Source organism: Rhizobium sp. CAU 1783, assembly GCF_054551725.1.
This window is the reverse complement of sequence record NZ_JBTOLM010000007.1, coordinates 36,247-58,011: the sequence shown is the minus strand read 5'-3', so window position 1 is coordinate 58,011 and position 21,765 is coordinate 36,247. Positions and strand designations below refer to the sequence as shown.

Genomic DNA, 21,765 nt, shown 5'->3' with positions numbered 1-21,765 from the left:
TGCCTGCTGATTTGAGGAGATCCTAACGGTACGGTGGAACATGCGAAGAGAATTGCATAAATGGGACGAATAGAGATAAGTTCGGGCCATGTCGGAAAACCTCTCGTCGTCGACACATGGCTATGGCTTCGTCCTCGTGCCCAATTTCGCGCTGATGTCCTATGCGTCCGCTACCGAGCCCCTGCGCGCCGCCAACCTGATCGCGCAAACCAAGCTCTTCTCCGTGAAGCCCCTGTCGTGCGACGGCTCGGACGTGGTCAGTTCCTCCGGCCTTGCCATTCCGTGTGGTGGCCTCGCGGAAGAAGGCGCGCGTTGCCACACGATCTTCGTCGTGGCGGGCGGCAATCCTTCGGACTGGCGGTCGGCGTCCGCGATCTTTCCGACCCTGCGTCGTCTGGCGCGGCAGGGCGTACGCATCGGCGGCATTTCGAGCGGTTCGTTCCTGCTTGCTGCCGCCGGCCTGCTTGACGGGCGCGATTTCACCATCCACTGGGAACATGCGCCGGCACTTGCCGAAGCCTTTCCTCACCTTGCTCCCCGCCAGGCCCGCTATGTGCTGGACGGCGATCGCATCACCTGCGGCGGTGGCGTGGCGCCGCTCGACATGATGCATGCGCTGATTTCCGAGCGCATGGGATCGGCCTTCGCGCGGCGGGTGAGCGACTGGTATCTGCACACGGCGATCGCCGAGCCCGGCGGCCCGCAGCGCGGGTCGTCGGTCGAGCGCTTCGGCACCCATCATCCGGCGCTCGTCACCATCCTCGAAACGATGGAGACGACGATCGAGCATCCCTTGAGCCGCCAGGACATGGCCCGTCTGGCAGGCATCAGTCCGCGCCATCTCGACCGGCTGTTTGCCGAGCAGATGGCTCAGGGTTTCCTCGAAACCTATCGTGACGTCCGGCTTGTCCATGCCCGTAAACTGCTCGAACAAAGCCCGCTCGCGATTTCCGAGGTCGCCTTCGCCACGGGTTTTTCGAGCGCATCTCATTTCTCGCGGGCCTACAAACAGCGTTTTGGCATTCGGCCGAAATCCGCTAGATCGTAGTTCGGAAGAAGCGGGCAGGGCATGGCCCCGCACGAGGAGCGAGGGACGGATGACGGCGGACAGCAACAAATCGACGAAGGCGGCAAAGGCGATTCTGGCTCAGGATCCGCATGCAGTCCGCGAACCGCGGGCCAACAATCTGGAGATGGCGATCGGACACGAGGTCCGGACCTATCGCAAGAAACTCGGGTTGACAGTCGCCGATCTCGCCGCCGCCACCGGGATGTCGGTCGGAATGCTGTCGAAGATCGAGAACGGTAACATCTCGTCCTCGCTCAGCACGCTCCAGGCGCTTTCCAAGGCGTTGAGCGTGCCGATCACGGCCTTTTTCCGCGGCTACGAGGAGCCGCGCAGCGCAAGTTTCGTCAAGGCGGGCGAAGGGGTCAACATCGAGCGGCGCGGGACGCGGGCCGGTCACCACTACAGCCTGCTCGGGCATATCGAGAACAACACCTCCGGTGTCGCGGTCGAGCCTTATCTCATCACGCTCAATGCGGAATCCGACATCTTTCCGACCTTCCAGCACGAGGGGATGGAGTTCCTCTACATGCTCGAAGGCGAGGTGGTCTATCGCCACGGCGAGAGCCTTTACCGGATGCAGCCGGGAGACAGCCTGTTCTTCGATGCCGATGCACCGCACGGGCCTGAGGAGCTGGTGAAACTGCCGGCGCGCTACCTGTCGATCATCTCCTATTCGCAACAATGAAATTGCCTGGTAGGAAAAATTTATTCTTACAGATTGATTTTCGCTAAGGCTGCTGGTACCCCTGTCTTCATCGAGAAATGGAGATGGCAGCCATGTGCGGCATTGTTGGATTGTTCCTGAAGGACAAGAGTCTGGAGCCTCAGCTCGGAGCGCTGCTCTCGGACATGTTGATTACCATGACCGACCGCGGTCCGGATTCCGCGGGCATCGCCATCTACGGCGGTGCGGCCGCCGGCAAGGCGAAGGTGACGGTTCAGTCCGCGGACCCCGAAGGGGATTTCGCCGGCCTCGAAACCGCGCTGAAGCAGGCCGGCATTTCGGCCTCGGTCCAGGTCAAGAGCACGCATGCGGTGATCGAGATCGACGCCGCGAAGCTCGCCGGGATCCGCGACGTGCTCGCAGAGATCCGCCCGAACATCCGCGTCATGGGTTCGGGCGAAAGCGTCGAAATCTTCAAGGAGATCGGTCTGCCGAAGGACGTGGTCGCCCGTTTCGACGTGCGCGCCATGGGCGGAAGCCACGGCATCGGTCACACCCGCATGGCAACCGAAAGCGCGGTCACGACGCTCGGTGCTCATCCGTTTTCCACTGGCGCCGACCAGTGCCTCGTGCATAACGGTTCGCTGTCGAACCACAACAACCTGCGCCGCGAGCTGATTCGCGAAGGCATGACCTTCGAGACGCAGAACGACTCTGAAGTCGCTGCCGCCTACCTCACGGCCGAAATGGCCAAGGGCAAGGATCTCGGGCAGGCGCTCACCGGTGCGCTCGACGACCTCGACGGTTTCTTCACCTTCGTCGTCGGCACCAAGTCCGGGTTTGGCGTGGTGCGCGATCCGATCGCCTGCAAACCGGCGGTCATGGCCGAGACTGATCGGTATGTCGCTTTCGGCTCCGAATATCGCGCGCTGGTCAACCTGCCGGGCATCGAGAATGCCCGCGTATGGGAGCCAGAGCCCGCCACCGTCTACTTCTGGGATCACGAGAAGGCCGCCTGAGGCGTCCGTCCTTCACGAAGAAAGTCTGATTTCCATGCCTGTATTTGATCTTTCCCAAACTCCGCTGCGCGAACTCAACAGCGCCCTTCACAATCTCGGCAGCGGTGCCAACGACACCGCCTTCGAAATCGTCAATCCGCGCGGCAGCCATGCCGTCGCCGTCGGTGTCGATAGCCCGGTGACCGTCGAGGTTTGCGGCTCGGTCGGCTACTACTGCGCCGGCATGAACGACGGCGGCACGATCACTGTTCATGGCTCGGCCGGCCCGGGGGTCGCCGAAAACATGATGTCGGGCACCGTGGTCATCGAAGGCGACGCCAGCCAGTATGCGGGCGCCACCGGACAGGGCGGTCTCCTCGTCATCAAGGGCAATGCCGCCTCGCGCTGCGGCATCTCGATGAAGGGGATCGACATCGTGGTGCACGGTTCGATCGGCCACATGTCCGCCTTCATGGGGCAGTCCGGCCATCTCGTCGTGCTCGGCGATGCGGGCGAAGCGCTCGGCGACAGCCTCTACGAGGCGAAGCTTTTCGTACGCGGTTCGGTCAAGAGCCTGGGCGCAGACTGCATCCAGAAGGACATGCGGCCGGAACATCTCGAGAAGCTCGCCGAGCTTCTGGAAAAAGCCGGCGTCAAGGACGTCAAGCCCGAGGAGTTCAAGCGCTACGGCTCTGCCCGCAAGCTCTACAACTTCAACATCGATAACGCCGAAGCCTACTGAGCGGGGATCCCGAGATGAGCTATCACAACCCGAACACCCCGCCGCGCAAGTCCGCCACCTTCGACGACTATACGCTCGCCGAGATCCGCCGCGCGGCCGCCACCGGTATCTATGACATCCGCGGCGGTGGCACGAAGCGCAAGGTTCCGCATTTCGACGATCTCCTGTTCCTCGGCGCATCGATCTCGCGCTATCCGCTCGAAGGCTATCGCGAGAAGTGCGACACCTCCGTCGTGCTCGGCACGCGCTTTGCGAAGATGCCGATCGAGCTGAAGATCCCGATCACGATTGCCGGCATGAGCTTCGGCGCGCTTTCCGGCAATGCCAAGGAAGCGCTCGGCCGCGGCGCCACGCTTGCCGGCACGTCGACGACCACCGGCGACGGCGGCATGACCAACGAAGAGCGCGGCCATTCGGAAAAGCTGGTCTACCAGTACCTGCCGTCGCGCTACGGCATGAACCCGAAGGATCTTCGGCGCGCCGATGCGATCGAGGTCGTGGTCGGCCAGGGCGCCAAGCCCGGCGGCGGCGGCATGCTGCTCGGCCAGAAGATCTCGGACCGCGTCGCGCAGATGCGCAACCTCCCGAAGGGCATCGACCAGCGCTCGGCCTGCCGTCATCCGGACTGGACCGGTCCAGACGACCTCGAGATCAAGATCCTCGAACTGCGCGAGATCACCGACTGGGAAAAGCCGATCTATGTGAAGGTCGGCGGCGCGCGTCCCTATTATGACACGGCTCTCGCGGTGAAGGCCGGCGCAGACGTCGTCGTGCTCGACGGCATGCAGGGGGGCACGGCCGCGACCCAGGACGTGTTCATCGAGAATGTCGGCATGCCGACGCTTGCCTGCATCCGGCCGGCCGTCCAGGCGCTCCAGGATCTCGGCATGCACCGCAAGGTCCAGCTCATCGTCTCCGGCGGCATCCGGTCCGGTGCCGACGTCGCCAAGGCACTGGCGCTGGGTGCGGACGTGGTGTCGATCGGCACCGCCGCGCTGGTCGCCATCGGCGACAATGATCCGCACTGGGAAGACGAGTACCGGAAGCTCGGCTCGACCGCCGGTGCCTATGACGACTGGCACGAGGGCAAGGACCCGGCCGGCATCACGACCCAGGATCCGGAGCTTGCAAAGCGTCTCGATCCCGAGCTCGCCGGCCGCCGCCTCGCCAACTACCTCAAGGTGATGACGCTCGAGGCGCAGACGATCGCGCGCGCCTGCGGCAAGAACAAGCTTCACAATCTGGAGCCGGAGGATCTCTGCGCGCTCACCATGGAAGCCGCGGCCATGGCCCAGGTGCCGCTCGCCGGCACCAGCTGGTACCCCGGCAAGGGAAGTTTCTAACACCGATGGCCGCCCCTCCCTCCCAGGGGGCGGCCATTTTTCTTCAACATGTGTCTCAATCCAAAAAATACAGGGGAACGACGTGACACAGGATCTTTCGCAATTCGCCGCCGAGCGCGGCATCAAATATTTCATGATCAGCTACACCGACCTCTTCGGCGCCCAGCGCGCCAAGCTCGTGCCGGCTGAAGCGATCGCCGACATGCAGAAGGACGGGGCCGGTTTTGCCGGTTTCGCCACCTGGCTCGACCTGACACCCGCCCATCCCGACCTCTTTGCCGTTCCGGACCCGTCCTCCGTTATCCAGCTCCCGTGGAAGAAGGATGTCGCGTGGGTCGCTGCCGATTGCGTCATGGATGACAAGCCGGTCGAGCAGGCCCCGCGCGTCGTGCTGAAGAAGCTGGTCGCGGAAGCCGCGGAAATGGGCCTTCGCGTCAAGACCGGCGTCGAGCCGGAATTCTTTCTGATTTCCGCCGACGGCGAGAAGATCTCCGACGAATTCGATAGCGCCGAAAAGCCCTGCTACGACCAGCAAGCGCTGATGCGCCGCTATGACGTGATCGCCGAGATCTGCGACTACATGCTGGAGCTCGGCTGGAAGCCGTACCAGAACGACCACGAGGATGCGAACGGCCAGTTCGAGATGAACTGGGAGTATGACGACGCGCTGAAGACCGCCGACAAGCACTCCTTCTTCAAGTTCATGGTGAAGTCCGTCGCCGAGAAGCATGGCCTGCGGGCTACCTTCATGCCGAAGCCGTTCAAGGGCCTGACCGGCAACGGTTGCCATGCCCACATCTCGGTCTGGGACATCGACGGCAAGACCAATGCCTTTGCCGACAAGGCGATGCCGTTCGGACTCTCGGCCAAGGGCAAGGCCTTCCTTGGCGGCATTATGAAGCATGCCTCGGCTCTGGCCGCGGTCACCAACCCGACCGTCAATTCCTACAAGCGCATCAACGCTCCGCGGACGATCTCCGGTGCGACCTGGGCACCGAACACGGTGACCTGGACCGGCAACAACCGCACCCACATGGTGCGTGTTCCCGGCCCCGGCCGTTTCGAACTGCGTCTGCCCGACGGTGCGGTGAACCCCTATCTCCTGCAGGCGATCATCATCGCCGCCGGCCTCAGCGGCCTGAAGACCAATGCCGATCCAGGCGTGCACTACGACATCGACATGTATCGCGACGGTCATCTGGTCAAGGACGCGCCGAAGCTGCCGCTCAACCTGCTCGACGCGCTGCGCGCCTATGAGGAGGACGAGGGGCTGCAGGGTGCCCTCGGCACCGAGTTCTCGGCCGCCTATCTCAAGCTCAAGCACGGCGAATGGAACACCTACTGCTCGCAGTTCACGGCCTGGGAACACCAGACCACGCTTGACATCTGACCGTTTCCCCAGCCTCTCTCGAGGGCACTTTGGGTCCCGGAGCAATCCGGGACCTTCTTTCTCTTCTTAGACCCGAAGGAACATGTCCATGAAGTTCGTCTTGACCGTCGCCTGTCCGACCACGCGGGGCATCGTTGCCGCGATCTCAGGCTATCTCGCCGACGCGGGTTGCTACATGATCGACAGTTCCCAGTTCGACGATCTCGAAAGCGACAAGTTCTTCATGCGCGTCTCCTTCCTCTCCGAGGAGGGCAAGAATCTGGCGATGCTCACGGAGGGGTTCCGGCCGGTTGCCGAGCGCTTCGATATGGATTTCGACATCCATGACGCCGATGCCCGCATGAAGGTGGTACTGATGGTGTCTCGCTTTGGGCACTGCCTGAACGATATTCTCTACCGCTGGCGGATCGGTGCGCTGCCGATCGACATCGTCGCGGTGGTGTCGAACCATCTCGACTACCAAAAGGTCGTGGTGAACCACGACATTCCCTTCTTCCACGTTCCCGTCACCAAGCAGAACAAGCCCGAGGCGGAAGCCCGGCTCTTACAGATCGTCCGGGAGTCGGGCGCCGAACTCGTCGTGCTGGCGCGCTACATGCAGGTTCTGTCGGACGAGCTTTGCCGCGAGATGTCGGGCCGGATCATCAACATCCACCACTCGTTCCTGCCGTCCTTCAAGGGGGCGAACCCCTACAAGCAGGCGTATGAGCGGGGGGTGAAGCTGATCGGTGCCACTGCGCACTATGTGACCGCCGATCTCGACGAGGGTCCGATCATCGAGCAGGACGTCGCCCGCATCACGCATGCCCAGTCGGCGGACGACTATGTCTCGATCGGCCGCGACGTCGAGGCGCAAGTGCTCGCCCGGGCGATCCACGCGCATATCCACCGCCGGACCTTCATCAACGGCAACCGGACCGTCGTCTTCCCGGCAAGCCCCGGTTCCTACGCTTCCGAGCGCATGGGCTGAGGAAGCACATCGTCCGCGTCAACCGACGGGGTGGCAGCGTTTCGTTGCCGGCCTGTCAGACGACGGTCTCGCCGCCGTCGACCACAAGGATCTGGCCGGTCATGTAGGAGGAGCGCGGCGATACGAGGAACAGGATGGATTCGGCGATCTCCTCGACGCTGGCCCAGCGGCCCATCGGCACCTTCTCGCGCACATAGGCCTCGATCTCGCTCCTGCCGCCCATCTGTTCGATGAAGGGGGCGTTGAAGGGTGTGTCCACCCAGCCGGGGCAGAGCGCGTTGACCCGGATGCCGAACCGGGCATAGTCGCCCGCCATCTGGCGGGTCATGGCGATCACCGCGTGTTTTGTCGTCGTATAGGCGATCATCTCGCGGTCGTAGAGCACGCCGGAGGAGGATGCGGTGTTGAGGATCACGCCGTCGCCCTGCTTCTTCATGATCGGCATCACGAGGCGGGCCGCCATGAAATGGGCGCGCACGTTGAGGCTCCAGGACCTGTCGAAGCCCTCGACCTCGACCTGTTCGAGGTTGCCGGCAACCTGGGCTCCGGCGTGGTTGTGCAGGATGTCGATTCGCCCGTGGCGGGACATCACGGCATTGATGCCGTTGGTGAGGGCCGTATCGTCGGTCACGTCCAGCGCGAGCGCGTCGGCCTTGCCGCCGTTCGCCCGGATTTCGGATGCCGCCGTCTCGGCAGCTTCGCCATTGCGGTCGACGACGACGACATGGGCGCCTTCGCGGGCGATGATGGCGGCGCCCGCCTGGCCGATGCCCGAGCCGGCGCCGGTGACGATGGCAATCCGGTCTTTCAGGATCATGGTTTACTCCCCGGCATGCGATTTTGTTTTCTTTTCCCGCATCAGCGTGCGGGCGATCAGGATCAGGAACAGCGAGGCGACCAGCACCAGCGTGGCGATCGCGTTGATTTCGGGCGTCACGCCGCGACGGATCGAGGCGAACACGTAGATCGGAAGGGTCGTCTTGGAACCGGCGACGAAAAAGGCGACGATGAAATCGTCGAAGGAGAAGGTGAAAGCGAGCAGGAAACCGGCCAGGATCGATGGCATGATCTGCGGCAGGACGATCTCGCGAAAGGTGGTGAGCGGGGTGGCGTAGAGGTCGCTGGACGCCTCGACGATATCGCGGCCGAGGCTTGCGATCCGCGCCTTGACGATCATCGTCACCAGCGCCAACGAAAACAGGCCGTGCGCCGCGATGATCGAGCCATAGCCGAGACCGAGTTGCGGGGGTTTTTCGCCGGGCCAGATCGCGGCAAGGGCCGGGTTCATGAAGGAGAACACCTCGACAAGTGCGACGAGGGTCGCAATCCCGATGACCACGCCCGGTACCACGATCGCTGCCGCAAACAGCGCATCGAAGATGGCCCGCCCGCGCGGCGAGAGCCGCTCCATGCCAAGCGCTGCCATGGTGCCGAAAACGGCGGCGAGGGCGGCGCTGGTGAAGGCGATCAGCAGGCTGTTTTCGAGCGCGGTGATCAGGAAGGTGTTGGATAGCGCTTTGCCATACCACTGGGTCGAGAAGCCGGTGAACTCCGAAGCATTGCGTCCGGCGTTGAAGGAGAACAGCACGACCAGTGCGATCGGCGCATAGAGGAAGAGGTAGACGAAGGTGACAAGCGCGCGCATCAGACGAGATCCACCTGTTTGGAGCCGGAGATCTTCCATGCGATGCGCATGGCGACCGTCAGGACGATCACGACGACCACCACCAGCGTGACGGCGATGGCCGAGCCAAAGGGCCAGTTGCGCGACTGAAGGAAGAGATCGACCAGCGCGTTGCCGATGAAGAACACCTTGCCGCCGCCGAGCAGCTGCGGGATCAGATACTCGCCCAGCAGCAGGATCGTGACGAGGGCGACGCCGGTCATGACACCCGGAAGCGAGAGCGGCAGGGTGATGCCGAAAAAGGTGGAGACCGGCTTCGCGCCGAGGTCGGCGGAGGCCTCGAGCAGTCTGCGGTCGAGCTTTTCGAGGCTCACATAGATGGGCATGATCATCAGCGGCAGGTAGCCGTAGACGATGCCGAGCAGGACGGCGCCGGGGGTGTTGAGCAGCCGGACGTCCTCGATGCCGATCATCGACAAGAGGTTCGGCAGCCCGCGCGATCCGAGGATGTACATCCAGGCATAGGTGCGCACCAGGAGGCTGGTCCAGAAGGGTACTACGACCAGCGAAACCAGCACCAGCCGATACTGGGGACTGGCCTTGATGGCGAGGTAATAGGCGACCGGATAGGCGACGAGCAGGCAGAGGAACGCGCCGAGCGGCGCGATCAGCATGGTGTTGCGGAAGGCTGCGGCGCGCGAGGCGAGATTGGCGAACTGGGCGAAGGTGAAGGCCGCCTGATAGCCCCCCTCGGGCGCCCGCTCGCCGACCGAGAAAACCACGATCGCCATGAAGGGCAGGACGAGGAAGACAAGGAGCCACATCGCCGCAGGCGCAACGAGCGCGGCGGTGACCAGTCTCTTTCGTGTGTCCGTAGCAAAGGCCATGCGGTGGTCCTGGTTGCGTGAAATCGTTGGGCGTGGAGGAAGGATTGCCCCTCACCCTGGCCCTCTCCCCGCATGCGGGGAGAGGGGATGGAGACGTGGCGACAGACTTCCTTCTCTCCGCTGGAGGGAAGAAGGTGGCCGGCAGGCCGGATGAGGGGCATGAGCCGCCTGATCCGGCTGGACCGTCAAGCCGCCTTGAAGCGGGCCATCAGTTCCGCACGGGCCGGATCGGTCAGCGTCACGGCGGCGCCGAATTCCAGCGGGGTGAGCGAGGCTTCGTCCGGATAGACAATCTTGTTCGACGTTACGTCGGCCGGCAGCAGGGCCAGCACGCGGCTGTCGGTCGTCGGGGCGCCGTTGGCGAGGTGTTCCTTCACCGCGTTCTCCGGCGTCATCAGGTAGTTGAGCAGGGCATAGCCGGCCGGCTTGTTGGCGGCGCTCTTCGGGATCGCGTAGAAGTCCGTCCAGATCTCGCCGCCATCGGAACCGAGGATGTAGGCGATCTCGGGCATGTCGCGGTTGAGCTGCGCGCCGTCATTGGTCCAGCACATGGTCATCCAGGCGTCGGTGCCGCGCATGCCCGGCTGGTAGTCGCTGTTGATGCCGTAGAGATGCGGCTTGACCTTGATCAGCAGTTCTTCGGCCTTGGCGAGTTCCTCGGGCTTGATCGAGTTGAACGAGTAGCCGAGCGAGACAAGCGCGCTGCCGATGGTGGTGAGCTGGTAGTCGTGCACCATGGCGCGGCCGTCGGCTTCCGTCATCGCCACTTCGAAGAAGTCCTTCCATGAGGTGATCTTCGACTTGATCTTCGAGGTGTTGACCGCCATGCCAGTCGTGCCCCAGTTCTTCGGCAGGGCGTAGGTTACCCCGTCGATGGCGCCTTCCGAGGTAAAGCGGGAGGACTGGCTGGCTTGAGAGAAGGCCGGCAGCTTCGACATGTCGAGAGGGTCGATCAGGCCGAGCTTCACATAGGTCGAGATGGTGTAGTTGGTCGGGACGAACAGGTCCCAGCCGGTGCCGCCGGCCTGCAGCTTGGCGAGCATCTCTTCGTTGGAGCCGAAGACATTGACCTCGACGGCGACGCCGGTCGCGGCAGTGAAGGCTTCGAAGGTTGCCGGGTCGTGATAGTTCGGCCAGGTGGCGAGTGACATGGTCGTGCCCAGGTCACCGGCATAGGCGTTGGCGTTGAACGCGCCGGGCTGGCGGCCGAGCACCGCCGCGGCAAGCCCGAGGCCGGTGACGCCGAGGAAGTGGCGACGGGAAACGGAACCGCGCTTCAGGCGCATCCACTCGTCGCTGAGCTGTTCGGCAGTGATCGGGGCATTTTCTCTGTACCACTTTGTCATGACGCTGTTCCCTTTTGTTGTCTTGACGGGGTCGGCCGTTCCTCAGGCCGGAAAAACATGCATTTTGCCGGGATCGAATTTGAGAACGACCCGTTCGCCCGGCTCGACGAGATCGCTTTCCTGCATGCTGCGATGATCGGCCGTGACGAGGAAATCACCGAGGCCATCGACCTTGATCTGGTATTCGGCGGTCGAGCCGAGGAAGATGCGGTGGGTTACCGTGCCGGCGATCTGGCCGTTGCCGCCGGATGGCTGGCGCACGAGTTCGATGGCTTCCGGGCGTAGCGCAACGGTGACTGACCCTGGCCGTTCGGCAGGACTTCCGGTGCGGGCGAGTGCCGTACCGTCGGCGAGCCTCAGCGTCGTGCCGTCGGCTTCCAGCGTTGCCGATAGACGATTGGTCTTGCCGACGAAGTCAGCGACGAAAAGGTCTGCCGGATGGTCGTAGATCTCCTGGGGGCGCGCCATCTGGACGATGCGCCCGGCATTCATCACGCAGACCAGGTCGCTCATCGAAAGCGCCTCTTCCTGGTCGTGCGTGACGAGAACGAACGTGATACCGAGTTCGCGCTGGAGGGTCTGCAGCTCGAATTGCATAGCGGTGCGCAGCTTCTTGTCGAGGGCTGCGAGCGGTTCATCGAGCAGAAGGACGGAGGGCTTGTTGACGATGGCGCGGGCGAGCGCGACGCGCTGCTGCTGGCCACCCGACATCTCGTGCACACGACGCTTTTCGAAGCCGCCGAGGCGCACCATCTCGAGCGCTTCTTTCGCCCGACGCGCAATCTCCGAGGCTTCGAGCTTCGGGCGCATCTGCCTGAGGCCGTAGGCGACGTTCTGCTCGACGTTGAAGTGCGGGAACAGCGCGTAATGCTGGAACACCATGTTGACGGGACGGCGATAGGGGGGCACGCCGTTCATCTCGCGGCCGTTGATCAGCACCGTGCCCTCGCTCGGCTGTTCGAAGCCGCCGATCATGCGCAGGCACGTGGTCTTGCCACCCCCTGACGGCCCGAGCAGGGCCACGAAGGCGCCCTTGGGCACTGCCAGATTGATGTCCGATACGGCCGTCACGCTGCCATAGCGTTTGGCGACCGAACGGAATTCGATGTCGTTCGTCGAAGGCGCTGTCACGTCATATTCCCCGCGGTCGTTATTCTGAATGCCGGGCCGTCTCGCGATTACCCGGCTCCACACCGTCTGGTTCAAACCTATTCAAGCCGGTCGTTTGCGGTATATACCCCGAGAGAGGTATTCCAAGCCGTTCCGCGATGTGGAGGGTGTATACCCCGGGAGCGGATCGCGCTCTCTTCCGCACGTGGATGGGTGTCTGCATGGAACTCGAAGCCTTGTTCAACGTCATGGGGCAACTCGTGGGGCAGGATGCTCCCGGCGAGGACGAAGCCGGGCCCGCCTTCCATGCCCTGATGAAGAGCCTGCTCCGCTTCGACTATATCGTCGTCTTCGCCTATCGTGGCCAGGAACGCCCGCTCGATCTCTACAGCACCTTCACTGCTGAGGAACACGTGGTGTTCGTCAGCATGTACCAGGCCGGCCCCTATCTGCTCGACCCTTTCTACAGTGCCGCGCAGGAGCCGAAGCCCGGGGTGTGGAGAATGCGGGAACTGGCGCCGGACCGCTTCTTCTCCAGCGAATATTTCCGAAGCTACTATACCCAGACCGGGCTGGCCGAGGAGATCGGTTTCTTCGTGGCGCTGGAGAACGGCATCACGGTGGTGCTCTCGCTGATGCGTCGGGAGCAGTCGGGGGTATTTTCGGCGGCCGAATTCGCCCTGCTCAGGAAAGCGGAGCCTGTCGTCGTGGCACTTGTCCGTCATGCCTGGAGCGACCTCGGCCGACGGTTCGACAATGCGATCACCCGGCGCGGCAAGGGCGGACGCAAGGCCGCCCATCCGGAGACCGAGCGGGTCTGGCGCGATCTCAACCTGACCGATCGCGAGGCGGCAATCGTGGAACTGGTGCTTCAGGGGCACTCGTCGGAGTCAATCGGGCTGAGGTTGGGGATCTCGACCGGGACGGTGAAGGTCCATCGCCGCAATGTCTACCGCAAGCTCGGCATTTCGTCCCAGACGCAACTTCTGTCGATTTATCTGAAGAGCCTCGGCTGAGTTTCAGTCGGCGAGGTGCCGGCGCAACTGTGCGATCACGTCGCCGGCCTCGAGCGTCAGCATCTGGAAATCGGCGATCGCCGCAATTGCAGCGGATATTTCCTCCGGCATCCACCCGGCCGCTTCCGCGGTCAGCATGAGTTCGCGCACCGCAGGTTCGAGTGCGCGCTGGCATTCCTCGAAACGATCCGCATGGAAACGGGAGACCTGTGGCGACAAAATGAGAGCCATCGGGGTAGCCTCTGACGGTTGGGCAAGACGGAATAAAACGGAGCTACGCCAACAGAATTTACGCAACGCTCAATGCAGCATCGGCGGTGGTCGGTCACCTGCCGCAAACCGGGCAGGATAGAAGGCAGGATCCGGGGCCGGTTCGAGGGCGTAGGCGACCCGCGCCAGCGCATCGCGCGCCTTCCCGGCGTAGAGTGCGTCGGTTGCGTCGTCGCCCGGAACGTGGTTGCGACAGGCTTCGGCCAAAACACGGGCTGCCTCACGAACCTGCCTGTCGGCGAGCAGCGCCACGCCCCACTTGTAGCGGGCCTCGGTCTTGAGCGGCGCTCGGCGGCAGATATCGGAAAGCAGGTCGGCCGCTTCCCTGAAGTGATGCCGTGCAAGGTGTACGTCGGCGAGACGCAGCATCACCGCCACAGGGTCGCGGAGCCGCAGCAGGAGGGCACGATAGCTCGCTTCCGCTTCGACCAGCCGGCCCTTTTCAAAGAGAATGTTGGCCAGCCAGAATTCCGCGCCACGATGATCCGGCATGACGTCGAGGATCTGCCGGAAGGCCGCTTCCGCGTCTGCCTTCTTGCCGGCATGGTAGAGGTCGATCGCCTTCTCGTAGACGAAGCGGACGCTGCGGGGATTGAGCTTGTTGCCGAGGTTGAGCCCGCTTCTGGTACGGAAAAGCGTGCAGCTGATCTGACGATCCTCGACGCCGAACATGTACTTGTAGGGCTCATTGCCACGGAGGAAGTCGTAGGTCCGCAAGCCTTCCGCGATGGCCCTGCGGATGCTGTAGCCGTGCAGCACCAGTCCCGGCGACGGCGTTTTCCAGGTCTCGTCACGGCCGGTGATGTAGAACAGCACGGCCTTCTTCTGCCGGTCGATGATGTTGGCCAGCGCTCCGAGCGGTCGTTCTTCGTGCCAGAGAACCGGCACGTCGAGATTGCCATCGGCAAAGCAGTCCTCCAGCATTTCGCGCGACGACCGGATCAGCTTTTCGGTCTTTTCCTCCCCCTTGACGGGTGTCCAGCGTGTTCGCCAGAAATCGAAGAGAATATCGAGGTGAAGCGTGATCGTGTCCTTCGTCGCCATCGTGATGCGATACTCGTCGCCGCCTTCGACCGTGCGCAGGAAGCGCCGCAACTTCTGCCGCGTCTGGCCGCTCATGTGCTGTTCGAGATAGGTGTCCCAGTCATCGGGGAGAGCGATCCTCGGGCAGATCGTGTTGTCGATGTTCTGCTCGTTGCGCGGCACGGTGTTGCGAAACATCACCTCCGGACCTTGCAGGCCGCGGATCAGGGCCTCGCGCCGTTCGGGCGGGCCGTTGATGTAATCGAACTTGATCTGCATCCAGTTCTGGCGCTTCAGATAGGTGGTGAAGCCGGCGATCGCATGGTTTTCATGTTCCGGCCGGGCGATGAAGCCGGTGTAATCGGCAGTGAAATTTCCGGCCATGATGATCTCGTCGACGAATACGCCGTCGGCGTTCTGCCGGGTCTGGAGACGCAAGGGGAAGAAGGCGAGATAGCGTCCGTCGGGTCCACCGTCCCGCAGGGCGAGGATGAACCACCGCCGGCGATGGCCGAGATAGCGGTTCAGCCAGATCCAGGACAGGAAGTGCTGGGCATGCGGATCGGCCATGAAGACATCGTCCCAATGCGGGCGAACGGCCGCAAAGGCGTCGTGCGTCTCTATGACCTCTATCCGCATTGTCTGCCCCCATTTTCCCGGCGTCTCGGCGCGGGTTCGAAAGATCCATGTTAGGTCGAAACCTCCGATGCGAAACATGCTCCGTTCGGGCGAAAGCGTCCCGCCAATTCGGGCTAGGCTACCGTTGGTCTCGCTTTCTAGATCTCGCTTTCCAGATGCGTGCTCGCATGGATGAAGCGCCACAGCGACTTGCTGATGTCGGTGATCTCCGCGATGGCGCGCTCCAGCTGCTGCATTTCCTTCTCATCCATCTGTTCGACCTTGCCGTAGCGGATCTCCTTGTCTGTCTCGACAAGCCGCATCAGTTGCGTGCTCGAGATGTCGCCGCGTTCATCGAACGAGTAGATGCTGTGATTGTACTTGTTGCGGACTTTCGCTTCCTTCTTCAGCCGCGCCATGTCGGCGAGGATCGCTGCCCGTTCGGTTGGATTGGTGGAGCGGCGTTTGGCCAGCCGCTCGACGAGATCGATGCGCGCCCGTGTCGTGTTGAGGGTCAGGAAGACGATGATCGCCGTCTCCTTGTCGACGGCCAGAAGGTGGGCAATGACGTAGATCAGCAGGCTTTCGGTGTTGGTCCAGACATAGTTCAACCTGCCAACCCTGAGCAGGACGTCCGACATGTTTCCCATTTGCTGCACCTCCTAGCGGTATCCGACCATCGTGTCATTGCTCCTTGAAGGCTCGTGACATGCTGTCACTGATCGGCTTGGACAGGTAGTCGAAGAAGGTCCTCTCCGACGTCTGGATCAGCACGTCGGCCGGCATGCCCGGCACCGGATGGAAGCCGTGCAAGCGCGTGATTTCCTGATCCGAGAGTTCGACGCGGACGATGTAGACGTCCTTCGGAGCACTCATCGTGCCTTCATCGATCGAGTCCGCCGACACGTAAAAGACCTTGCCGCTCAGTACCGGCGTGGTCCGGCGGTTGAGTGAGGAGAGCCGGATGGAGGCGGTCTGGCCTTCGTGCAACTGGTCGATGGACGTGCGCAACACCTGAGCCTCGATGATCAGCGGCACGCCGGCGGGGAGGATCTCCATGATCGGCTTGCCGGTGGTGATGACGCCGCCCGAGGTATGGTAATAGGAGCGGACCACCGTTCCGGTGACCGGCGAACGGATCACAGTGCGTTCGAGGACGCCGGAGGCCTCGTTCATCTGTTCGCGGACGCTGTCGAGATCCGATTCCGCGGTTTCCAGAGCATCGAGGGCTGCCTGCTTGCTGGAGTTGATCGCGATGACGGCTTCCTGGCGGTACTTGGCGATCTGTGCATCGCTTTCATTCATCTCGCCCTCAAGGCGCGCGATATCGCCCATCGCATCGGCGATCGCGCGTTCGATGGCCATGAGATCCGTCTTGCTGAGATAGCCGACCTTGACGAGCCTTGCCTTGGAATCGCGCTCCTCCGTCAACAGGGCCATCTGCCGTTCGAAGGATTTCTTCTGGCCGCCGTAACCATTGAAACGGTATTCGAGCGATCGGATGTTCTTTTCGATAAGATTCAGCTGTTCGGACAGTTTGATCTGCTTGCTGCGAAAGATGACGTTCTGGCTTTGGATAATCGCATTGACGTCCGGGTCGCTGGCCTGCTTCATGACGATCTCCGGGATCGTCAGATCCTTGTCGCCCTGAGCTTCCGCGCGCAGGCGGGCGATCACCGCCTCGAGGCGAAGCCGCTTGAGGTTCATTGCTCGCTCATTGGCCAATGCGGCCGTCGGATCGAGCTTCAGCAATACGTCGCCTTCCTTCACCATCTCACCTTCATTGACCAGCATTTCCTTGATGATCCCGCCTTCCAGGTGCTGGATGATCTTGTTGTTGCCGGTTGCGACGAAGCTGCCCTGGGCGATGATCGCCGAGGCGAGCGGTGCGGTGGCCGCCCAGAAACCGAAGCCGCCGAACGTACTGATCAGCACGGCGAGTCCGACCATCGTATGGGTGCGGATCGACCGCGGAACGTCGGCGTACCATTCCGGCGGCCCTGGCTCGATTTTCGTCTGGATTGCACGTGCCATGGCTTCACCTGTTGTCGATCTGTCGCGGTTCGTCGTCGCGGCCGGGATTCTTGGCCAGCGCCTTGAGGACCTCTGCGCGTTCGCCGAACATCGCCACCGACCCGTCCTTCAGCACGAGGATCTTGTCGACAGCCTGGAGCAGGGCCGGTCGCTGGGTGATCGTCACCGTTGTGATGCCCTGCTTCTTGGCGTGCAGGAGCGCGCGTGCCAGCGCCGCTTCGCCCTGCGTGTCGAGATTGGAATTCGGCTCGTCGAGCACGACGAACTTGGGATTGCCGAAGAAGGCGCGTGCCAGGGCGATGCGCTGTTTCTGGCCGCCCGAAAGCGGCGCCCCGTCGGCGGCCACGACCGTCTCGTAGCCCTGCGGGAAGGAGGCGATCAGTTCGTGCACATCGGCGAGCACGGCGGCCTCGAAGATCTGCCGGTCCTCGACGTCGTCGCGCATTCGGCTGATGTTCGCCTTGATCGTGCCGGGAAAGAGCTGCACGTCCTGCGGCAGGTAACCGATGCTCTCGCCGAACTGGCGCTGGTCCCAGTTCCTCAAGTCCATCAGGTCGAGCCTGACATTGCCCGAGGTCGGCAGGATCGAACCGACCAGCATCTTGCCGAGCGTCGTCTTGCCCGAACCCGAATTGCCGATGATCGCCAGAGATTCACCCTTCTTCAGCGAGAAGGAGATGCCGTTCAGGATGACCTTCTTCTGCGGCGGGGGCACGAAAAGGATGCGCTCGACATCGAGGCGTCCTTCCGGGTTGGGAAGGCGCAGGCGGGGGAAGTTGAGCGGCGAGCTGACCAGCAGCTGCTTGATGCGGCCATAGGAGGCGGCGGACTTGTTGAACTGGTGCCATCCCTCGATAGCTCCCTCGATGGGGGCAAGCGCACGACCCGAGATAATCGAGGCAGCGATCACCATTCCACCCGTAAGGTGGCCTGAGAGCGACAGGTGCGCACCCCAGCCGAGCAGGGCGATCTGGGTCATCATGCGGCAGGCCTTGGAGAGTCCGGCAAACATGATGTTGCGATCCTGCGCCGCCACATTGGCCTTGAGAGAGCCTGCTGTCTCGTGACCCCACATGCGCACGGCTTCCGGGATCATCGCCATCGCGTTGATGATCTGCGAATTGCGCGACATAGAATCGAGGTGGAAATTGGCCCGGCTCAGGTAACCGTTTGCCTCGGCAAAATGACGCGCGGTGAAGCGCTGGTTGAGGAACGCGATGACGAACAGCACCGCGCAGCAGGCCATGATGATCAGCCCGAGATGCGGATGCACCAGATAGACAACCAGTACGAAGAGCGGCATCAGCGGCGCGTCGAGGAAGGCGATCAGTGTGCCGGAGGTCAGGAAGGAGCGGAGCTGCTGCAGATCCTGCAGGGTTTGATAGTCCTTGCCGCTGCCGTGAAGCGATGCGCGGGCGGCGGCACTGAGGATCGGAGCACCCAGTTGCACCTCCAGTTCGACGGCCGTGCGCATCAGGATGAAGCGCCGGATGGAATCCAGGAAGGCCTGCAGGCCAACCGCACCGACCACGGCTATGGTCAGCATGATCAGGGTATCCATCGAGCGGCTGGTCAGCACGCGGTCGGATATCTGAAACAGGTAGAGAGGGATCGCCAGCAGCAGGATGTTGATGGCAATGGTGAATACCATGACGATCGCCATGTTGCGGCGGACCGCAGCTATCCCCTTTGCGAGGCTGGCCGCAAAATTGACTGGCCCGCTTCGCTTGTGGAACCCGCTGTGTCCGCCGCCACCACCACCGCCACCCCCATTGGAATCCTTCTCGTTTCCGTTCCCGCCTCCGCCACTCGTCGGGCGGCGGTCGTTCTGCTTGATTGGCCCGCTATCGTTGTCGATGGTGCGGGCAAAGGGTTTGTCCGGTGCGGGGACGGGTGGTTGGCGTTGCGGTGCCGGGCCTGGTGCGGGTCCCGGTCCCGGTCCCGGTGAATGTGCCGGACCTTCTGTTCTCCGATTTGGCTGGGTGACCGGACGTTCGGTTCTTGCTTCGACGTGCTGTGCGGGCCGGACCGTTTCACGCGGCGGCTCCGGTTGCTTCGCCTCGATCGGCTGCCTCGCCTCGGCCCGTTGCTGCGGTGGTGACGTTGCCGGGGGCTGAACAGGTACGCGAATGCTCAAAGGGCTGGCCGTCGCTACCTGCTCTGGGGCCGGGCGTGCCGGTCTCGGGACGATTGGCTTCGGTGCCGGCGGCGTCATCCTTGCGTCCGGCAGCGGACTGGTCACGCGCGCCTTGCTGAGCGGCTCCACTTCAGGCCGGCTGCGCGACGCGCTTGCAGCATCGCGGATCGCTCTTGCCCAAGCCTCCAAGGCATCCATCCTTGGTTCTCTCGGTTCCTCGACGATCGGCTGTCGTGTCGTCTGGGGCTGGCCGAGCGTCGAGAGTGGCCCGGGACCGGCGGCCCGTTTGATGTTTTCCACGGCCGTGTCGATCGCCGCCATGCAGGCTTCGGTGAGTGCAGCGTCGTCCTTCCTCTCGGCGTCAGGGGCACGCGTGTCCAGTTTCAGCCGGAGTGCCGCGCTTCCGATCAATCCGCTTTTTGCCACCTGGTTCATGGGCTGGTTCCTCCATCCACTCAGGCGATTACGGATTGCATGACGTCTGACGGGCAGGCGTTCGACCAGGACAAGTCGTTGCCCGCATTGATGACCGCGTCATCCGTGTCATTGGTCGACGGATCATCGTCGAGAAATGCGATAACCTCGTTGGCCAGTTGGTTATTCACGGGCTGCGGCTGGGTCGCATCGTCCTCGATGATGCCGCCCTGGATCAGGATCGCGTCGGAATAGACATGCCCCGCGATATAGGTCGTGTCGCCAAAACTGTCATAGTCGATGATCTCAGCGATGTTCACGACCGCATTGCTGCCGGTGTCGATCGTCACCTGCGCATCCTCGTTATTGGCGAGGAGTTCGGTAGCGACCTGGGTGACGTGGTCCGCATCGCCGAGTACGCTCACCTGCTTGATGTAGGTGACATCGTAGAGGTTGCCCGTGATGTAGAGAACATTCAGCCACTCGTAGCCGCTGAAGTTGACGTCGGTGGCGAGATCCTGCGGCATGTCCGGATTGCCGTCCTGGATGCCCTGCACCGTTTGGTTCATGTAGTCCGGCATGGTTTCGAAACGGTCGTCGTCGCCGACATTCTGGATCGAAGCCTGGTTCCACAGAAGGTTGTTGCCCGTCTGGGTCACGATGCCGTCGGGGCAGCCATCAGCGCCGATGATCCAGTCATTGTCGTAGAGCACCGCGAGTTGGCTGATGATGTTCATGTCGAGCATGTCGCCGCCGACGATGACGAGGTCATACTGCATGCTGATGCCGAGATAGGCCGTAATGTTCAGTGCCACGTTGCCACCGAGCAGGACCGAGGTTTCGCTGCCGGTGGTCGTGACGATCATCTGGTCGTTGTCGCTGATGAAATTGTACTGCTCGATCCATTGGACGAAGCAGACATCGCCCTCGATAACACTGACGCGCCAGTCCGACGGGAAGGTCGGCTCACCTTCTGCAGGCGTCTCTGGCTCCGAACCGGGGTCGCCATAGGTGTGGCGCTCGAAAAGAGCGATGTTCATCGCGACGGTCGAGGATTGCTGTGCGCCGTCGCAGTCGCCCCATGGCGCCGCGGGCGCGAGGCCATTGGTGTCGTTGTCGCTGTAGATGTAGGCTTGGGTGATCATGTCGACCTGGTGATAGTCGCCCATCACGCTCATTGTCGGAGCGATCACCCCTGTATTCGTCACGGCCGCTATGTTGGCGACGACATTGGCGCCGGCGCCGACTTCGAGGATGTTTTGGGGCCCGGCGGTCTGCTCGATCGAGGTCTCCGTGCTTTCTTCGTCAATATCTTCCGGAGGCTTGGCTATGCCGCGGTCGGGCAGTCGGTCCTCGAGAACAGGCGCCTCGTCGATCAGTTCGCCGTCGACATAGGTGCCGTCGATCCGGTTTCCTGCGAGAACGAAGTGGACGTCCGCATCCGTGCCGAGCGCGGTTGTTTCATCGCTGACCAGACCTTCCTTGAACGCGTGAATATCATCCGCGATCTTGACGAGGTCTCCATAGACGTCGGTGCGATCGAGTGCGGCGAAGGGGGTGAAAACCGCAGCCTTGGTCGCATATTCGGCGAGCCGCTCCACGACGAAGCTGGTATCCAGCTTCGCATGCTCCTCGCCTGTCATGTTGAGATAGTCGTCGTCCTGCAACAGGTTGAACTGGGACATGTGCGAGATGGTCGAGCCCGGTCCGGTGTAAACCTCGAGTTCTTCTTCGACCGGTACGGATGCGCCCCAGCCGAAATGGGGGAACCGCGTCCCGGCGGACGCGATGTCGGACGGATCATCAAGGATCTCTTGAAACGACGGTCCTGTGGGCGGCTCCGTCCCGATCTGGCCCTCAAGCTCGAACGGACCGCCCCTGTAGGCAACGCCGGGGCCGAAATCCCTGAGCAGCAGCTGAGAGGCAAAATCCGGATCCAGTGCCTGCAGATCCGGCAACGGTTCTGCGGCCTCGGTTGCCACTTCGCCCTGGGTGTAGCCGATGCGCATTCGCACTTCGTCGATGATCGCGTCAAAGTGGCCGATGAAGTGTGCGATGATTTCCGACGTCTTCTCGGTGTGCATGTCCGCCTCCCTGTCCGAGCGGACCG

General features: G+C 62.6%; 20 protein-coding genes. 9 read left to right on the top strand and 11 right to left on the bottom strand.

Annotated elements, in window-relative coordinates:
• The first annotated feature begins 88 nt into the window (after positions 1–88).
• The 7 genes from ACX93L_RS20770 (at position 89) to purU (ending at position 7,176) form a co-directional block, all read left to right on the top strand.
• Entirely contained in the window at positions 89–1,048 is a 960-nt protein-coding gene (locus ACX93L_RS20770) for a GlxA family transcriptional regulator (RefSeq protein ID WP_459406610.1), read from the top strand.
• A gap of 49 nt (positions 1,049–1,097) precedes the next feature.
• Positions 1,098–1,754 (top strand): helix-turn-helix domain-containing protein, encoded by a 657-nt coding sequence (locus ACX93L_RS20765; protein WP_459406609.1) that lies wholly within the window; start codon positions 1,098–1,100, stop codon positions 1,752–1,754.
• A gap of 92 nt (positions 1,755–1,846) precedes the next feature.
• Complete coding sequence (locus tag ACX93L_RS20760; RefSeq protein ID WP_459406608.1) at positions 1,847–2,752, top strand: class II glutamine amidotransferase; 906 nt, start codon at positions 1,847–1,849, stop codon at positions 2,750–2,752.
• Between the two features lie 34 nt (positions 2,753–2,786).
• Positions 2,787–3,473 (top strand): GltB/FmdC/FwdC-like GXGXG domain-containing protein, encoded by a 687-nt coding sequence (locus ACX93L_RS20755; RefSeq protein ID WP_459406607.1) that lies wholly within the window; start codon positions 2,787–2,789, stop codon positions 3,471–3,473.
• Between the two features lie 14 nt (positions 3,474–3,487).
• Complete coding sequence (locus ACX93L_RS20750) at positions 3,488–4,816, top strand: FMN-binding glutamate synthase family protein (protein ID WP_459406606.1); 1,329 nt, start codon at positions 3,488–3,490, stop codon at positions 4,814–4,816.
• An 82-nt stretch (positions 4,817–4,898) separates the two neighbouring features.
• Positions 4,899–6,206, top strand: a complete 1,308-nt coding sequence (gene glnT / locus ACX93L_RS20745) for a type III glutamate--ammonia ligase (protein ID WP_459406605.1) — start codon at positions 4,899–4,901, stop codon at positions 6,204–6,206.
• 88 nt (positions 6,207–6,294) lie between these two features.
• A complete protein-coding gene (gene purU, locus ACX93L_RS20740) occupies positions 6,295–7,176 on the top strand; it encodes a formyltetrahydrofolate deformylase (protein WP_459406604.1) in 882 nt (293 codons plus the stop codon).
• A 55-nt stretch (positions 7,177–7,231) separates the two neighbouring features.
• On the opposite strand, the gene ACX93L_RS20735 is transcribed toward purU, so the two are convergent.
• The 5 genes from ACX93L_RS20735 to ACX93L_RS20715 form a co-directional block, all read right to left on the bottom strand.
• Positions 7,232–7,993, bottom strand: coding sequence for an SDR family NAD(P)-dependent oxidoreductase (locus tag ACX93L_RS20735; RefSeq protein ID WP_459406603.1), 762 nt, complete (start codon positions 7,991–7,993; stop codon positions 7,232–7,234).
• Between the two features lie 3 nt (positions 7,994–7,996).
• Positions 7,997–8,821 carry an ABC transporter permease gene (locus tag ACX93L_RS20730; RefSeq protein WP_169595311.1) on the bottom strand — a complete coding sequence of 275 codons (825 nt, stop codon included), beginning with the start codon at positions 8,819–8,821 and terminating at the stop codon, positions 7,997–7,999.
• Positions 8,821–9,687: an ABC transporter permease gene (locus tag ACX93L_RS20725; RefSeq protein WP_459406602.1), complete on the bottom strand. Its 867-nt coding sequence runs from the start codon at positions 9,685–9,687 to the stop codon at positions 8,821–8,823. Before ACX93L_RS20725 ends, ACX93L_RS20730 begins: the two co-directional genes overlap by 1 nt.
• Positions 9,688–9,872: 185 nt before the next feature.
• Complete coding sequence (locus ACX93L_RS20720) at positions 9,873–11,033, bottom strand: polyamine ABC transporter substrate-binding protein (protein WP_459406601.1); 1,161 nt, start codon at positions 11,031–11,033, stop codon at positions 9,873–9,875.
• Positions 11,034–11,075: 42 nt separating this feature from the next.
• Complete coding sequence (locus ACX93L_RS20715) at positions 11,076–12,164, bottom strand: ABC transporter ATP-binding protein (RefSeq protein WP_459406600.1); 1,089 nt, start codon at positions 12,162–12,164, stop codon at positions 11,076–11,078.
• Positions 12,165–12,352: 188 nt separating this feature from the next.
• On the opposite strand from ACX93L_RS20715, the gene ACX93L_RS20710 reads away from it, so the two are divergent.
• Positions 12,353–13,159: a helix-turn-helix transcriptional regulator gene (locus tag ACX93L_RS20710; RefSeq protein ID WP_459406684.1), complete on the top strand. Its 807-nt coding sequence runs from the start codon at positions 12,353–12,355 to the stop codon at positions 13,157–13,159.
• Between the two features lie 3 nt (positions 13,160–13,162).
• On the opposite strand, the gene ACX93L_RS20705 is transcribed toward ACX93L_RS20710, so the two are convergent.
• The 5 genes from ACX93L_RS20705 to ACX93L_RS20685 all read right to left on the bottom strand — a co-directional run bounded on the left by ACX93L_RS20705 (position 13,163) and on the right by ACX93L_RS20685 (position 19,319).
• Positions 13,163–13,390: a hypothetical protein gene (locus ACX93L_RS20705; RefSeq protein WP_459406599.1), complete on the bottom strand. Its 228-nt coding sequence runs from the start codon at positions 13,388–13,390 to the stop codon at positions 13,163–13,165.
• 69 nt (positions 13,391–13,459) lie between these two features.
• Positions 13,460–15,091 (bottom strand): GNAT family N-acetyltransferase, encoded by a 1,632-nt coding sequence (locus tag ACX93L_RS20700; protein WP_459406598.1) that lies wholly within the window; start codon positions 15,089–15,091, stop codon positions 13,460–13,462.
• Between the two features lie 137 nt (positions 15,092–15,228).
• Positions 15,229–15,720: a hypothetical protein gene (locus tag ACX93L_RS20695; protein ID WP_459406597.1), complete on the bottom strand. Its 492-nt coding sequence runs from the start codon at positions 15,718–15,720 to the stop codon at positions 15,229–15,231.
• Positions 15,721–15,754: 34 nt separating this feature from the next.
• A complete protein-coding gene (locus ACX93L_RS20690; protein WP_459406596.1) occupies positions 15,755–17,104 on the bottom strand; it encodes an HlyD family type I secretion periplasmic adaptor subunit in 1,350 nt (449 codons plus the stop codon).
• A 4-nt stretch (positions 17,105–17,108) separates the two neighbouring features.
• Positions 17,109–19,319 (bottom strand): type I secretion system permease/ATPase, encoded by a 2,211-nt coding sequence (locus ACX93L_RS20685; protein ID WP_459406683.1) that lies wholly within the window; start codon positions 19,317–19,319, stop codon positions 17,109–17,111.
• Here ACX93L_RS20685 and ACX93L_RS20680 point away from each other — a divergent pair.
• The gene (locus ACX93L_RS20680) at positions 19,234–19,719 is read left to right on the top strand and encodes a hypothetical protein (RefSeq protein ID WP_459406688.1); all 486 of its coding nucleotides are present in this window, start codon (positions 19,234–19,236) and stop codon (positions 19,717–19,719) included. The genes ACX93L_RS20685 and ACX93L_RS20680 overlap by 86 nt on opposite strands.
• On the opposite strand, the gene ACX93L_RS20675 is transcribed toward ACX93L_RS20680, so the two are convergent.
• Entirely contained in the window at positions 19,697–21,739 is a 2,043-nt protein-coding gene (locus ACX93L_RS20675) for a hypothetical protein (RefSeq protein ID WP_459406595.1), read from the bottom strand. The two genes, ACX93L_RS20680 and ACX93L_RS20675, sit on opposite strands and share 23 nt — an antisense overlap.
• Positions 21,740–21,765 lie beyond the last annotated feature (26 nt).